At 74.9% G+C, this 13,560-nt stretch carries 11 protein-coding genes; 6 read left to right on the top strand and 5 right to left on the bottom strand.

Translation table 11 applies throughout. The annotated features are described in order from the left end of the window. Positions 1 to 159: 159 nt before the first annotated feature. The 3 genes from F7P10_RS07220 to F7P10_RS07210 all read right to left on the bottom strand — a co-directional run bounded on the left by F7P10_RS07220 (position 160) and on the right by F7P10_RS07210 (position 3,135). Positions 160 to 1,308, bottom strand: a complete 1,149-nt coding sequence (locus F7P10_RS07220; protein WP_151008638.1) for a DUF6745 domain-containing protein — start codon at positions 1,306 to 1,308, stop codon at positions 160 to 162. A 10-nt stretch (positions 1,309 to 1,318) separates the two neighbouring features. Next, positions 1,319 to 1,645, bottom strand: a complete 327-nt coding sequence (locus F7P10_RS07215) for a hypothetical protein (protein ID WP_151008637.1) — start codon at positions 1,643 to 1,645, stop codon at positions 1,319 to 1,321. 65 nt (positions 1,646 to 1,710) lie between these two features. Then, positions 1,711 to 3,135: a threonine/serine exporter ThrE family protein gene (locus F7P10_RS07210; protein WP_254716464.1), complete on the bottom strand. Its 1,425-nt coding sequence runs from the start codon at positions 3,133 to 3,135 to the stop codon at positions 1,711 to 1,713. A 138-nt stretch (positions 3,136 to 3,273) separates the two neighbouring features. On the opposite strand from F7P10_RS07210, the gene F7P10_RS07205 reads away from it, so the two are divergent. Further along, positions 3,274 to 5,400, top strand: coding sequence for a RecQ family ATP-dependent DNA helicase (locus F7P10_RS07205; protein WP_151008636.1), 2,127 nt, complete (start codon positions 3,274 to 3,276; stop codon positions 5,398 to 5,400). 450 nt (positions 5,401 to 5,850) lie between these two features. Beyond that, a complete protein-coding gene (locus F7P10_RS07200) occupies positions 5,851 to 6,870 on the top strand; it encodes a LysR family transcriptional regulator (protein ID WP_218040406.1) in 1,020 nt (339 codons plus the stop codon). A gap of 54 nt (positions 6,871 to 6,924) precedes the next feature. On the opposite strand, the gene F7P10_RS07195 is transcribed toward F7P10_RS07200, so the two are convergent. After that, positions 6,925 to 7,848 (bottom strand): carbohydrate kinase family protein, encoded by a 924-nt coding sequence (locus F7P10_RS07195; protein WP_151008635.1) that lies wholly within the window; start codon positions 7,846 to 7,848, stop codon positions 6,925 to 6,927. Between the two features lie 167 nt (positions 7,849 to 8,015). On the opposite strand from F7P10_RS07195, the gene F7P10_RS07190 reads away from it, so the two are divergent. Beyond that, positions 8,016 to 10,487, top strand: coding sequence for a GNAT family N-acetyltransferase (locus F7P10_RS07190; protein ID WP_151008634.1), 2,472 nt, complete (start codon positions 8,016 to 8,018; stop codon positions 10,485 to 10,487). Between the two features lie 22 nt (positions 10,488 to 10,509). On the opposite strand, the gene F7P10_RS42060 is transcribed toward F7P10_RS07190, so the two are convergent. Continuing rightward, the gene (locus F7P10_RS42060) at positions 10,510 to 10,833 is read right to left on the bottom strand and encodes a hypothetical protein (protein WP_176611337.1); all 324 of its coding nucleotides are present in this window, start codon (positions 10,831 to 10,833) and stop codon (positions 10,510 to 10,512) included. A 101-nt stretch (positions 10,834 to 10,934) separates the two neighbouring features. On the opposite strand from F7P10_RS42060, the gene F7P10_RS07180 reads away from it, so the two are divergent. From F7P10_RS07180 to F7P10_RS07170, 3 genes are all read left to right on the top strand, one after another. Then, a complete protein-coding gene (locus tag F7P10_RS07180) occupies positions 10,935 to 11,516 on the top strand; it encodes a DUF5998 family protein (RefSeq protein ID WP_151008633.1) in 582 nt (193 codons plus the stop codon). Continuing rightward, positions 11,513 to 12,640, top strand: a complete 1,128-nt coding sequence (locus F7P10_RS07175; protein WP_151008632.1) for an alkaline phosphatase family protein — start codon at positions 11,513 to 11,515, stop codon at positions 12,638 to 12,640. Before F7P10_RS07180 ends, F7P10_RS07175 begins: the two co-directional genes overlap by 4 nt. A gap of 85 nt (positions 12,641 to 12,725) precedes the next feature. Continuing rightward, positions 12,726 to 13,556, top strand: a complete 831-nt coding sequence (locus F7P10_RS07170; RefSeq protein WP_151008631.1) for a sulfurtransferase — start codon at positions 12,726 to 12,728, stop codon at positions 13,554 to 13,556. Positions 13,557 to 13,560 lie beyond the last annotated feature (4 nt).

Below are 13,560 nucleotides of genomic sequence, written 5' to 3'. Positions count from 1 at the left end.
TGCGTGACGGCCCTGCTTGCGTGACGGCCCTGCTTGCGTGACGGCCCTGCTCGCGTGACGGCTCGGCCCGCATGATGCGGCGGGCGTCCGTTGGCGACTGGGGAAGTGCTGCCAACGGACGCCCGCCGGGGGACCGGAAGACCGGTCGTCGGGAGAGGTTCAGGTCTGCTTCTCCGGCCGGTAGTCCGCCTCGGCCACGCCGAACGTCCAGGCGACGCCCTCCCGCGCGGTCCGCGTGGACGGCGGGACGCGCAGGTAGTACGTGCGGTACGTCCCGTCGGGCTCGGGGGTGGAGTTCACGACCTCGACCATGACCACCGGCTCGTCGTCCGGCAGGTCGATCGACCACAGCACGCCCGTCTCGTCCTGGTGGACCGGCTTCGCCCCGGTGTCGGCCAGGTAGCGGTCGTAGCCGAAGATCTCCAGCATGACGCGGCGCAGCTCGGCGTTCTCCTCGCGGAGGATCCGGCCGGCGTCCAGGCCGGTGAGGGAGTCGACGAAGTCGGGCGGGATCGGCATGCCGCGCCAGGCGTGCAGCGCGAACCCGTCCGGATGGGCGAGCGCCGGGCCGTCCCTGCGGTGCAGCCGCCCCGGCTCGTCCCGGTGCAGCTCCGACGGCCGCTCGCAGCAGATCGCGAGCCGCTCGTACGGCCACCACCAGCCTGCCGCGCGGGCGACCTCGGCCAGGCCGGCCAGCGGGCCGCCGAGCCGCCCCAGCGACTCGAACAGCGCCAGCCACGGCGCGTCGTGCTGGCCCAGCACCGCGTCCAGCGTGGTGGCGCGCAGCAGCGACTCCGCGCGCTCCCGCTCGGGCGTCGCTGCGTCCGGATCGGGCAGCGCCAGCGCCCCGACTGCGCCGCGGACCCGGGTGACCAGCGACTGCACCTGGTCCCAGAGCAAGCCGCCGCTGTCGGCCCACGCCCGCGGCCACTCCCGCGCCCCGAGTTCACCGGCCGCCGCGGCCCGCTCGGCCTCCCAGGGCCGCGTCCGCACCTCGTCGCGGACGCACGACCGCGCCCGTCCCGGCTCGGCGAAGTCGCCCAGGTCCTCGACGGCCCGGTCGACCAGGTCGTCCAGCCCGGCCGCGCGCAGCGCGTCCCCGTGCCCCGCGAGGACGGCCGCCGCGACGGCGCCGCGCGCGGGCGAGGGCACCCACACGACGCGTTCGGGCGGCGCCGTCCCGGCGGCGGTGTAGGCCGCGGCGATGCCCGCCTCGGCCCGCGGACGGTCGGCGGGCACCGCGGCGAACGCGGCCGACTGCCAGTCGCTCACGACGAAGTGCGCGGCCCTCGGCGTCTCGGTCAGCATGTCCGTCACCTCAGTCCGCCACGACCCGGACCGAGCCCGGCACGTACTCGCGCTGCCGGACCACCCGGTACCAGCCCTTCGGCAGCGAGATCGCCGCGTGCTCCTCGTGCACCAGCCGCCCGCCCGACGGGAGGTGCAGGTGGTCGGGGGTGCGCGGGTCGGGGGTGCGCAGCAGCGTCCCGGGCGCGGCCAGCGCGTGGGCGTGCCCGGTCGCCTCGCCGAGCGCCAGCACCATGCGGCCCCGTCCGTCGCGCGGCGCGGGCGGCAGGTCCCGCGCGGACGGCGGCACGTCCGCCTCGGCCACGGGCAGGATCAGGATGTCTCCCTGTCGGTACATGCCGTGAAGGTAGCGCCCGGCACCGACAAAACCGGCACCGACAAGACCGGCACCGGCGGGTCCGGCTAGTAGCCGCGGGTCCGGCGGGCCGCCGGACGCGCCCAGCGGCCGGAGGCGGTGAGACCGACCCGCTGGAAGGCGCGCACGAGTTCACCACCGAGGTTCACCCCGGCGCCGAGCGCCAGCGCGATCGACAGCGCGGAGATCAGGCTGAGGATGCCGTCCTGCGGCGCCCCGGTGTTCAGCTCCACCATGCCCCGGTACAGCGGCGTCCCGGGCAGCAGCGGGCCGATCGCCGGGACGACGTAGGGCATCACGGGCGCCCCCTGCCTGCGCGCGACCACGTTCGCGAGCGTCCCCACGACCGTCGCCGCCACCGCCGAGGCCAGCACGGGCGGCATGTCCCAGCCGCGCATGAGCACGTACAGCACCCAGATCAGCGCACCGCCCACCGCGACCGGCATCAGCACGGCGCGCGGCGCGGCCAGCGACACCGCGAACGTCACCGCCACCGCCGCGGCCGCGAGGATCTGGACGGAGTCGAGCGTCTCGGCGGCCTTCGGCAGGTGCCGCACGTCGATGTTGACGTCGAAATTGACCGCGATGTACACGACGGCGCCGAGGCCCGCGACGAGCGCCGCGATGATGAAGAACACCTCGAGCACGCGCGCCCCCGCGCTCACCAGGTCACCGGTGATGCCGTCCTGAATGCTCGCCACCAGCGGGCGTCCGGGCAGCAGCGCCAGGATCACACCGGTCACCACCGAGGCGGCCGGCCCCGGACTGCCCGTCACGACCACCAGGACCGCGCCCGTCGCACCGATCGCGGCGGCCAGCGTCAGCTGGAAGAACTCCGCGACGCCCCGGCGCGCCAGGTAGGCGGCGGCCCGGTCGCCGAGGACCGTTCCGGCGAACGCGGTCAGCGCGATCAGCGGCCCGCCGCCGGACAGCACACTGGCCGACGCGGAGATCAGGCCCAGCCCCAGCACGATCATCCACGGCGGGTAGGGGCCCCGGCCCCGCTTGATCTCCGCGAGCCGCCGGTGCGCCGCCTCGAGCTCCAGCATCCCGATGGACGCCTGCTGGACGAGGTCGTGCAGCGCGGTCAGCCGCCAGTGCGCGGGCGTCCGGCGGCGGATCGCGCGGGCCGCCGTCACCGGCATCGCGCCCTGCCCCGGATGCGCGGACACCAGCAGGCTCGTCAGCGTGACCTGCACCTCGCAGCGCGGCAGTTCGTAGGCCACGGAGAGGCCGAGCATCGCCTCGTTGACCCGCTCGGTGGTCTCACCGCTGGCCAGCAGGAGTTCCCCGACGCGCAGGACGAGATCGAGCGCCCGCGGATCGACGACCTCCCCGGGCTCCTCCTCGGGCGGCTCCGGCGGCGTCCCGTCCATCAGGACCTGCCAGGTGCGCCGCAACCGTTCCGCCGCGGCCGACTGCCGCAGCCTTTCCACCGCGCCCGGGGCGTCCGGGCGCTGCGCCGCGCTCATTTCCGCGCTTCTGTCCTTCCAGCAAGATCCGATCTCGCCCGCAGGCTACCCACGCGCGGGACCTGAGTCGTCCAGTGGGGCTATCCCCAGAACCAAGTTCTGGTGTGAGGGTCGTCGCATCGTTGATACCAAGGGTGCATGAGTTCTCCCAGCGACCTCCGCGACGAGGCCGAACGGACACTGCGCGCCCTCGCCGGCGACCACGCGCGGCTCCGCGACGACCAGTGGACGGCGATCGACGCCCTCGTCGTCGGGCGCCGCCGGGCACTGGTCGTCCAGCGCACCGGGTGGGGCAAGTCCGCCGTCTACTTCGTCGCCACCCGCCTCCTGCGCGCCCGCGGCGCGGGCCCCACCGTGATCGTGTCCCCGCTCCTGGCGCTGATGCGCAACCAGATCGACGCCGCCGAACGGGCCGGCATCCACGCCCGCACGATCAACTCGGCCAACACCGACGACTGGGAGCAGATCTTCGCCGAGGTCGAGGAGGGCGCGGTCGACGTCCTGCTCGTCAGTCCCGAACGGCTCAACAACCCCGACTTCCGCGACCTCGTCCTGCCGAAGCTCGCCGCCGGTGCGGGCCTGATCGTCATCGACGAGGCCCACTGCATCTCCGACTGGGGGCACGACTTCCGGCCCGACTACCGGCGGATCCGCACCCTGCTCGCCGAACTGCCGCAGGGCGTCCCGGTCCTGGCCACCACCGCGACCGCGAACGCCCGCGTCACCCGCGACGTCGCCGAGCAGCTCGCGGGCGCGGAACCGGACGCCGCGCCGGCGCCGGACCGCGGCGAGACGCTCGTCCTGCGCGGCCCGCTGGAACGAGAGTCGCTGCGCCTCGCCGTGGTGACGCCGCCGACGGCCGAGGAGCGCATCGCCTGGCTGGCCGAGCAGCTCCACCGGCTGCCCGGCTCCGGGATCATCTACACCCTCACCGTCGCCGCCGCGCACGAGATCGCCGCGTTCCTCCGCGACCGCGGGCACGAGGTCGCCGCCTACTCCGGCCAGACCGAACAGGCCGAACGGCTCCAGGCCGAGCAGGACCTCCTGGACAACAAGCTGAAAGCCCTCGTGGCCACCAGCGCCCTCGGGATGGGCTTCGACAAGCCCGACCTCGGGTTCATCGTCCACGTCGGCGCGCCGCAGTCGCCCGTCGCCTACTACCAGCAGATCGGCCGCGCGGGCCGCGGCGTCGACCGCGCCGAGGTGATCCTCCTCCCCGGCCGGGAGGACCGCGAGATCTGGGAGTACTTCGCGAGCATGGCGTTCCCGCCCGAGCACGTCGTCCGCGACACCCTGCGGGTCCTCGGCGAGGCGGACCGCCCGCTCTCGGTCGCCGCCCTCGAACCCCGCGTCGACCTCGGCCGCGCGCGCCTGGAGATGATGCTCAAGGTCCTCGACGTCGACGGCGCCGTCCGCCGCGTCAAGGGCGGCTGGACCGCCACCGGCGCGCCCTGGGCCTACGACCGCGAACGCTACGAGCGCGTCACCGCCGAGCGCCGCAGCGAGCAGCGGGCCATGCTCGACTACATCACCACCACCGGCTGCCGGGAGGAGTTCCTCCGCCACCGGCTCGACGACCCCGCCGCCGCGCCCTGCGGCCGCTGCGACAACTGCACCGGCGAACGCAGATCCGCCGACGTCGCCGCCGAGAGCACCGCGCGCGCCCGCGACCGCCTGCACCGTCCCGGCGTCGACCTGCCGCCGCGCCGCATGTGGCCGACCGCCGTCAAGGACGACCTCGGCGTCTCCGGCCGCATCGCCGCCGGGGAGCAGGCCGAGACCGGACGCGCCCTCGGCCGGCTCACCGACATCGGCTGGGGCAACCGCCTCCGCGACCTGTTCGCCGCCGGCGACACCGACGTGCCCGCCGACATGCTCGACGCGGTCGTCACCGTCCTCGCCGCCTGGGACTGGTCCGCCCGCCCCACCGGCGTCGTCACCATCGGCTCCCGCTCCCGCCCCCGCCTGGTCACCGGTCTGGGGCACCGCATCGCCGAGATCGGCCGACTGCCCCACCTCGGCGAACTCGTCCCCGTGGGCGAGTCCGTGCCCCGCCGCCACAACAGCGCCCAGCGCCTCCGCTCGGTCTGGAACGCCCTGGCACTGCCCGACCCCCTCCGGGCCGCGCTCGCGGACGCCCCGGGCCCCGTCCTGCTGGTCGACGACCGCATCGACACCGGGTGGACGATGACCGTCGCCGCCCGCCTCCTGAGACAGGCCGGCGCCCCCGCCGTCCTCCCCCTGACCCTCGCCACCCCGAACTGACGGGGAGGTTGCGAGCCGCCCGCGCGCCCCTGTAGGCGCGGGCGGCGCAACCGAGCCGGCCCGTGCGCGCGGCCCCGCGCACGGGCCGACGGCCGGCCCCGGCGCCGCGGCGGAGAAGGGCCGCGGCGAACGGGAGTCATCGCTTTCGGAAGCAGTGGGCCGCCTCCCCGGCGGCGGTCCCGGCGAGGACGGTCGCCGGGACGCGCCCGGGAGCGCCGCCGGTGCGTCCGGGAGGTGACGCGGCGGCGTGGGGAGTGGTCGGTCGGCTCACTGTGCTTCCTCGGCGGGGTCCGGACGAGATGAAAGTGTTCTAGAGGTCAGAAAACCCTGTCTAGCTGTTTGAAAGAACATCTCCAGATTAGTTGGAGGGGAAAAGTCATCAATTCCCGTTCAGATGTGCGGGAGGTCATTTCGGTGCGGGCGGGGCGGCAGGTAGTAATGTCCGGTCCCGTGCCCCCCGACGAGTTGCTCGACTGCCCGCCCGGACTGCTGGACATGACGTTCGACCAGCTGCGGACGCTGCTCCTCGTGCACGAGACCGGGTCCGCGCTGCGCGCCGCACGGGCGCTCGGGCGCGAGCAGTCGAGCGTCCAGAAGCAGCTCGACACGCTGAACCGGACCAGCCAGGCGCTCTGCGGCGAGGTGCTGACCGTCCGGCAGGGGCGGGGGAAGGACTTCCTGTTCACCCCGACGGGCGAGGAGACCGTGGAACTGGCGCGCGAGACGTTCGCGAGCTGGCTGGAGGCCGTGCACCGCAGCAGGCGCCGGCTGGGCCGGATGCTCACGGTGGGGACGACCGAGTTCACGCTCCCGATCGTGTCCCGCGCGTGGAACCGGGTGTCGGAGGAGTTCCGGCAGCGCGAGGTGGAGTTCAAGGTCGCGCACGTGCGGACGAAGGACGTGTGGTCGCGGCTGGAGACCAACGCCGTCGATCTCGTCTGCGGCAGCATCGTCAGTACCCCCGAGGGCGACCGGCGGCTCAAGGAGTACGAGGTCGTCGAGTACGCGCGGGGACGGGCGCTGCTGCTGACGAACCTGCCGGAGCGCGAGCTGTCCGGCACGCCGGTGCCGACGAGCCGGCTGCCGGGCGTCCCGCTCGTCCTGCCGCCCGCGGGCCTCGTCGCCGACCTGCTCGCGACCTGGTACGGGCCGAACTACCGGGAGCGGCTGAACGTCGTCGCCGACATCGACGACGTGCACTACGGGCTGTCGCTGCTGCGGTCCGGGTTCGTCCGCGGCTGCATGATCGTCACCGGGTCGATCGGCCGGGGGATGGCCGGGCAGCAGGACCCGGACGCCGTCCCGCTGCGCGCGATCGGGCTGGACGACGACATGGAGCCGCGCGCGGAGCTGATGACCGGCGCGTTCGTTCGGCGCGCCGACCTCGAGCGATACGGCGCGGACCATCCGCTGAACCGCCTGTGGGAGGCCGTCCGCGAGGACGTCCGCACCTACACGCCGCTGGCCTGACCCGCCCGCGCGGTGACCGCCGCCGGGTTCCGGCGGGGCCCTCGGGCGGGGCGGTCAGATCTGGTTGTCGACGACGTCGAGGGTGGGGCGGGCGCCGAGGTGCCGCATGGCGCGGGCGGCGAGGCGGCAGCCGGCGGTGAGGGCGTCGGCGGGCTGCTTGCCGTCCAGCCAGGGCGGCAGGAACCCGGCGACGAACGCGTCGCCCGCGCCGGTGCCGTCCACGACCTTGTCGACGGGTTCGGCGGCGACGGTGACCGGCTCGGGGCGGCCGTTGGTGTACCAGAGGGCGCCGTCCGCGCCGTCCTTGATCACGACCTGCGGGTACCAGGCGGTGAGCACCTTGGCGGCCTGGTCCGGGGTGTCCCGGCCCGTGAGGATCTCCGCCTCCTTGGCGTTGACGGTCAGCAGCCGGGCGCCCTGCGTCCACTCCAGGAAGGGTTCGGCGCCCATCCGCTTGAGCGGGGAGAACGAGCCGCCGTCCACCGACACCGACATCTGCGCCTTGCGGGCCATGTCCAGCGCGACGATGGCGGCCTTGCGGGAGCCCTCGTTGATCAGCGCGTAGCCGGACAGGTGCAGGTGCGTGCCCTGGGCGAACAGGTCCCCGCAGCGTTCGATGTCCTCGGGCAGGAGCGCGCCGTTGGCGCCCGGATCGGACAGCATGGTGCGGTCGCCCTTGTGCGTGACCATCACCACACACGTGCCCGTGGGGCGTTCGGCGTCCATGACGAGGCGGGCGTCGACGCCGTACCCCATCATCTCCATGTCCCGGTTACGGCCCGCGATGTCGGAGCCGCGGCGGCCGACGAAGGCCACCTCGACCTGTTCCTCCACGGCGAGCCAGGCGGCCACGTTGGCGCCGGAACCGCCTCCGTGGGTCGTTACCGCGGCAGGCGTGTCGCTCCCCTTGGCCAGGGGAAACGCGGCACGGGCCACGGTGTCTGTCATCAGATCGCCGACCACGACCACGCGCGTCATGGAGTCATCACCTCGATCAACACGGCCCGCGCGAGCGGCATCCTGGGCGTGGGCTCGACGTTAACAGCTCCGGGGCCTCGATTAGGTCTCGAACGCGCAGCGAAAACGAGGAAGCCGTGTTTTTCCCCACCGCGGGCTCGGCGGCGGCGTGCCTTAACCTCGGTTGGGTGACCGAGAGTTATCCGGTGCAGTGGGAGGCGGACGTCGTCCTCAGCGACGGCGGCACCGCGCATCTGCGTCCCATCCGGCGCGACGACGCCGAGCGCCTGCGGGTGTTCTACGCGCGGCTGTCCCCGGAATCGATCTACTACCGGTTCTTCTCGCCGCGCCCCTACCTGACCGACCGGGAGATCGAGCACTTCACGGGCGTCGACTACGACCGGCGCGTCGGGCTCATCGCCACGATCGGCGAGGAGATGGTCGCGGTCGTCCGGTACGACCGGCTGGCGGACGCGCCGGAGACCGCCGAGGTCGCGTTCCTCGTCGAGGACGCCCACCAGGGGCGCGGGATCGGCAACGTGCTGCTGGAGCACATCGCGGCGGCGGCCCGGGAGCGGGGCGTGCGCCGGTTCGTCGCGAGCGTCCTGCCCGACAACCGGCGGATGACGCGCGTGTTCCGGGAGGCGGGCTACCAGGCGGAGCAGCGGTTCGAGGAGGGCGTGATCGAGCTCGTCCTCGACCTGGAACCCACGGAGACGTCGATGGAGGTCATGGCGGCCCGCGAGCACCGGGCGGAATCGCGGTCGATCCAGCGGCTGCTGTTCCCGGAGTCGGTCGCGGTGATCGGCGCGAGCCGCGCGGAGCACACCGTCGGGCAGACCGTCCTGCGGAACCTGCTCGCGGGCGACTTCACCGGCCCGGTCTACCCGGTGCATCCGACGGCCACGGCGGTCGCGGGCGTGCGGGCGTACGCGTCCGTCCTGGAGATCCCGGACGACGTCGACCTCGCCGTCGTCGCCGTGCGGGCCGACGCGGTCCACGAGGTCGTCGAGCAGTGCGCGGCGAAGGGCGTCCGGGGGCTGGTGGTGGTGTCGTCCGGCTTCGGTGAGACGGGGCCGGAGGGGCGCGCGAGCCAGGAGGAGCTCGTGCGGATGGCGCGCGCCTACGGGATGCGGGTCGTGGGGCCCAACTGCCTGGGGATCGCGAACACCGACCCGGATGTGCGGCTGAACGCGACCCTGGCGCCGACCATGCCGGGACGGGGCCCCGTCGGGTTCTTCTCGCAGTCGGGCGCGCTGGGCATCGCGATCCTGCAGCGGACGGCCGAGCGCGGCCTGGGGCTGTCCACGTTCGTCTCCGCGGGGAACCGGGCGGACGTCTCGGGCAACGACCTCATGCAGTACTGGGAGGAGGACCCGGCCACGAAGGCGGTCCTGCTCTACCTCGAGTCGCTGGGCAACCCCCGCAAGTTCGCGCGCCTGGCCCGCAGGCTCGGCCGCCGCAAGCCGATCGTGGCGGTGAAGAGCGGGCGCAGCACCCAGGGCGTCCCCATCGGCCACGCCGCGCGCGCGCTCACGCTCCCCGACCACGCGGTCAGCGCGCTGTTCGAGCAGGCGGGCGTGATCCGGGTGGAGGACCTCTCCGAACTGTTCGACGTCGCGCAGCTGCTGGCCTACCAGCCGCTCCCGGCGGGCGACCGCGTGGCGATCGTCGACAACTCCGACTCCCTCGGGCTGCTTGCGCAGGACGCGGCGACGGCGCTCGGCCTGCAGGTCCGGCCGCGCATCGACCTGGGCCCGCGCGCCGACGCCGACGACTACGAGGCGGGCCTGGCGTCCGCGCTGGAGGACGACTCGGTCGACGCGGTCGTCGCGCTGTTCACCCCGCCGACGATCGGCGGCTACGACCTGCGCGTCCCCGAGCGGATCCTGCGGCTGGCCGCGGCGAGCCCGAAACCGGTCGTGGCGACCTACCTCGGTTCCGAGGGCATGCCCGCCGACCTGCGGATCACGGCGCCGGACGGGTCGCCCGCCGAGGGATCGGTGCCCTCGTATCCCGCGCCCGAGGACGCCGTCCGGGCCCTCGCCTACGTGATCCGGTACGCGCAGTGGCGGCGCCGCCCGCCCGGCGACATGCCCGGCCTCGAGGGCGCCGACCGCCGCCGCGCGCGAACCCTCGTCGAGGGCTGGCTCGACTCCGGCGCGCCCGTCCGCGCCACCCCCGAGCAGGCCGCCGAGCTGCTCGCCTGCTACGGCATCGAGGTCGACCGCGGCGCCGGCGGCGCCGGCGTCCCGACCCGCATCGTCACCATGGAGGACCCGTCGTTCGGCGCCGTCGTCTCCTTCGGCCTGGCCGACGAGACGGCCGCGCTGCTGGACGACCGCGCCTACCGCCTCGGCCCGCTGTCCGACGTCGACGCCGCCGAGCTGATCCGCGCGATCCGGACGGCTCCGCTCCTGCTCGGCCACCGCGGCGCCGAACCCGTGCGCGTGTCGGCCCTCGAGGAGCTGGTCGTGCGGGTGTCGCGGCTCGGCTTCGATCTCCCCGAGGTGGCCCGGCTCGAGCTGAACCCGGTCGTCGCGAACGGCTCGGGGGCCGTCGTCCGCGAGGTCGCGCTCCGCCTCGAGCGTCCACTGGGCCCCCGTCCCGAACTCGGCCCCCGCCGCCTCCGGGGCCCGGACAGCGACCCGGCCCCCTGACCGTCGGCTTCCGGTCGGGCGGTCAGCCGGGGGTGGCCGGGCCCGGTTCGGGCTGGGGCTGGGGCTCCGGGCCCGGCGGGACCGGATCGGGGTCCGGGGTGGGCGGGCTCGGGTCCGGGGCCGGGCCCGGCGGCGTCGGCTCCGGCGGAGGGCCGGGCGGGACGGGGTCGGGTGCGGGACCCGGCGGGACGGGGCCCGGCGGCTGCGGCGCCGGGCCCGGAGCCGGTTCGGGCGGCGGCTGGGGCGGGACGGGCGGGCGCGGCGGCGGCGCCGGGTCGGGCGTGGGCGGCGGCACCGGCGGCGGGCTCGGCATCGGATCCTTGTTGTCCATGTCCGGGTCGTCCATGTCCGGTTCGTACCCCGGACGGGCGCCGCTGACCGCGTGACCGCGCATCGTGCGGGCCCGGACGTGTGCACGTCCGGGCCCGGACAAGGCAGGATGGGGCCATGAGGGAAACGCGAGCGACCGCCAATGGTCTGCGCACGGCCATCGAGCACAGCGGCTACTACCCGGCCCTGGTCGCGGACGCGGTCGAGTCGGCCATCGGGGACGAGCCGGTCACCGCCTTCGTGGTGCACCACGAGGCGACGTTCGACCCCGCGATGGAGGTCCGCCGGCACGTGACCGTGCTGGTCCTGTCCGCGAGCCGGCTGCTGGTGTGCCACACCGACGAGCATCCCCCGGGGGAGGGCATGCCCCGCCCGCACGCCTCCACGACCACCGAGGCCGTCCGGCTGGACCGCGTCCAGTCGGTGGCGGTGACGCGTGTCGTCCCCGACCCGGCGGCGTACGTGCCGGGCGTGCCGCCCACGGAGGTCGTCCTGACGATCGGGTGGGGCGCGATCGCCCACATCGACCTCGAGCCCGCGACCTGCGGCGACGAGAACTGCGAGGCCGACCACGGCTACACCGGCAGCGTCACCGCCGACGACCTGTCGCTGCGGGTGAGCGAGGCCGCGGACGGAGCGGACGCCGTCGGCCACGTGCTGGCGTTCGCGGAGGAGCTGTCCGCCGCGACCGTCCGGTGAGCGCCCCGCCCCCGCCCGTCCCGCGCTACGGGACGGGCGCGCTGTCGGATCTGCCGCCGTCGGTCCTCGCGGCGCTGGGCGTCCCCGGGGCGGCGAACGTGCTGGGCCTGCCGCCCGCCGCGCGCGTGTGCGTGCTGCTGATCGACGGGCTGGGCTGGGAGCAGCTGCGCGCCCACCGCGACGAGGCGCCGTTCCTCAACGTGCTGTCCGGTCGCGCGATCGACGCGGGGCTGCCGGCGACGACGGTCACCAGCATCGGGTCGCTGGGCACGGGCCTGCCGCCGGGCGGGCACGGGCTGCTCGGCCTGCAGGTGGCGGTCCCGGGCACCGGACGGCTGCTGAACCTGCTGCGGTGGCGCGACGACGCGGGAGTGGATCCGGACGAGTTCCAGCCCGTGCCGACCGTGTACGAGCGGGCGGCGGCGGACGGCGTCGCCGTGGGGTACGTCGGGGCGCGGCACCTGCGGAACACCCCGCTGAGCCGCGCGGCGTCGCGCGGCGCCCGGTACCTCGCCGCGGACGCGCTCGGCGAGCTGGTCGGGCGCGCCGAGGCGGCGCTGCGCGCGGGCGACCGCGCGTTCGTCACCGTCTACCACGCCGATCTGGACGCGACGGGGCACCGGCGGGGCGTCGACTCGGCCGAGTGGCGCTTCCAGCTCCGGTTCGTCGATCAGCTCACCGAGCGGATCGCGGAGGCGCTGCCCGCCGGGGCGCTGCTGTGCGTGACCGCCGACCACGGGATGGTCGACCCGGGGGAGCGGCTGGACGCCGACCGGACGCCCGCGCTGCGGGACGGCGTCGCGCTGCTCGGCGGGGACGCGCGGTGCCGCTACGTGTACGCGGAGCCGGGGGCGCGCGAGGACGTCCTCGCCACGTGGCGGGAGGTCGTCGGCGACCGGGCGTGGGTGGCGCCGCGCGAGGAGGCGGTGGCGGACGGCTGGTTCGGCCCGGTGGCGCCGGGGATGGTCGAGCGGATCGGCGACGTGGTGGCCGTCCCGCACGGGGGCCTGGCGATCACGGCGTCCGAGCGGGAGCCGTGGCTGGAGCACATGGTCGGCATGCACGGCTCGATGATCTCGGCGGAGCGGCTGGTGCCGCTGCTCACCGCGTCCGGGCCGACATGATCGCCGGAACCGCCTAGCCTGGGTGATTGTGACGAACCAGGATTCACCTCTCCTCAACCCGGGCGACGGCGTTCAGACTGGCGGTGTGCACCCACTCATCGACGCGCCCGCGCTGGACCGGCTGATCCGGCGGCGGGCCCCGGTGGTGCTGCTGGACGCGCGGTGGCGGCTGGCGGGACCCCCGGGGATCGAGTCCTACCGCGAGGGTCATCTGCCCGGCGCGGTCTTCGTCGACCTGGACCGGGAGGTGGCGGGGCCGCCGGGCCGCGGCGGGCGGCATCCGCTCCCGGCGGCCGGCGACTTCGAGGCCGTGATGCGCCGCGCCGGGGTGTCGCCCGACCGGCTCGTCGTGGTGTACGACGACGCCGACTCGACGGCCGCGGCGCGCGTCTGGTGGTCGCTCCGCTATTTCGGGCACGACAAGGTACGGGTTCTGGACGGCGGGTACCGGGCCTGGACGGAGGGCGGTCTCCCGGTCGGCACCGGGGAACCGGAGGTCAAACCGGGCGATTTCCTGGCGACTCCGGGGAGGCTCCCCGTCCTGGACGCCGAGGGCGCCGCGGAGCTCGCGCGGGCCGGGGTGCTGCTGGACGCGCGCAGCGCCGAGCGGTACCGGGGCGAGCAGGAGCCCGTGGATCCGGTCGCCGGGCACATTCCGGGCGCCCGCAGCGCTCCGACGTCCGGGAACGTCGGGGTGGACGGCCGGTTCCTGCCGCCGGGGCTGCTGCGCGAGCGGTTCGGCCAGCTCGGCGCCACCGACGCCGCCGACGTCGGCGCCTACTGCGGGTCCGGAGTGACGGCCGCGCACGAGATCCTCGCGCTGAACCTGGCGGGCATCCCCGCCGCCCTCTACGTCGGGTCCTGGTCGAACTGGGTCGCCGACCCCGCCAACCCGGTCGCCACCGGCCCCGGCTGACGCG

It is taken from the genome of Actinomadura sp. WMMB 499, assembly GCF_008824145.1.
Classification (GTDB): Bacteria; Actinomycetota; Actinomycetes; order Streptosporangiales; family Streptosporangiaceae; genus Spirillospora.
Note: the sequence above shows the minus strand (reverse complement) of the source record. Positions and strands in the feature narration are given on the sequence as shown.

What these genes read in the sequence shown, in the direction of transcription:
- F7P10_RS07215 (WP_151008637.1), bottom strand. Translation starts at nt 1,645, where the DNA reads ATGTACCGACAGGGAGACATCCTGATCCTGCCCGTGGCCGAGGCGGAC.
- F7P10_RS07180 (WP_151008633.1), top strand. Translation starts at nt 10,935, where the DNA reads ATGAGGGAAACGCGAGCGACCGCCAATGGTCTGCGCACGGCCATCGAG.
- F7P10_RS07220 (WP_151008638.1), bottom strand. Translation starts at nt 1,308, where the DNA reads ATGCTGACCGAGACGCCGAGGGCCGCGCACTTCGTCGTGAGCGACTGG.
- F7P10_RS07210 (WP_254716464.1), bottom strand. Translation starts at nt 3,135, where the DNA reads ATGAGCGCGGCGCAGCGCCCGGACGCCCCGGGCGCGGTGGAAAGGCTG.
- F7P10_RS42060 (WP_176611337.1), bottom strand. Translation starts at nt 10,833, where the DNA reads ATGGACGACCCGGACATGGACAACAAGGATCCGATGCCGAGCCCGCCG.
- F7P10_RS07205 (WP_151008636.1), top strand. Translation starts at nt 3,274, where the DNA reads ATGAGTTCTCCCAGCGACCTCCGCGACGAGGCCGAACGGACACTGCGC.
- F7P10_RS07195 (WP_151008635.1), bottom strand. Translation starts at nt 7,848, where the DNA reads ATGACGCGCGTGGTCGTGGTCGGCGATCTGATGACAGACACCGTGGCC.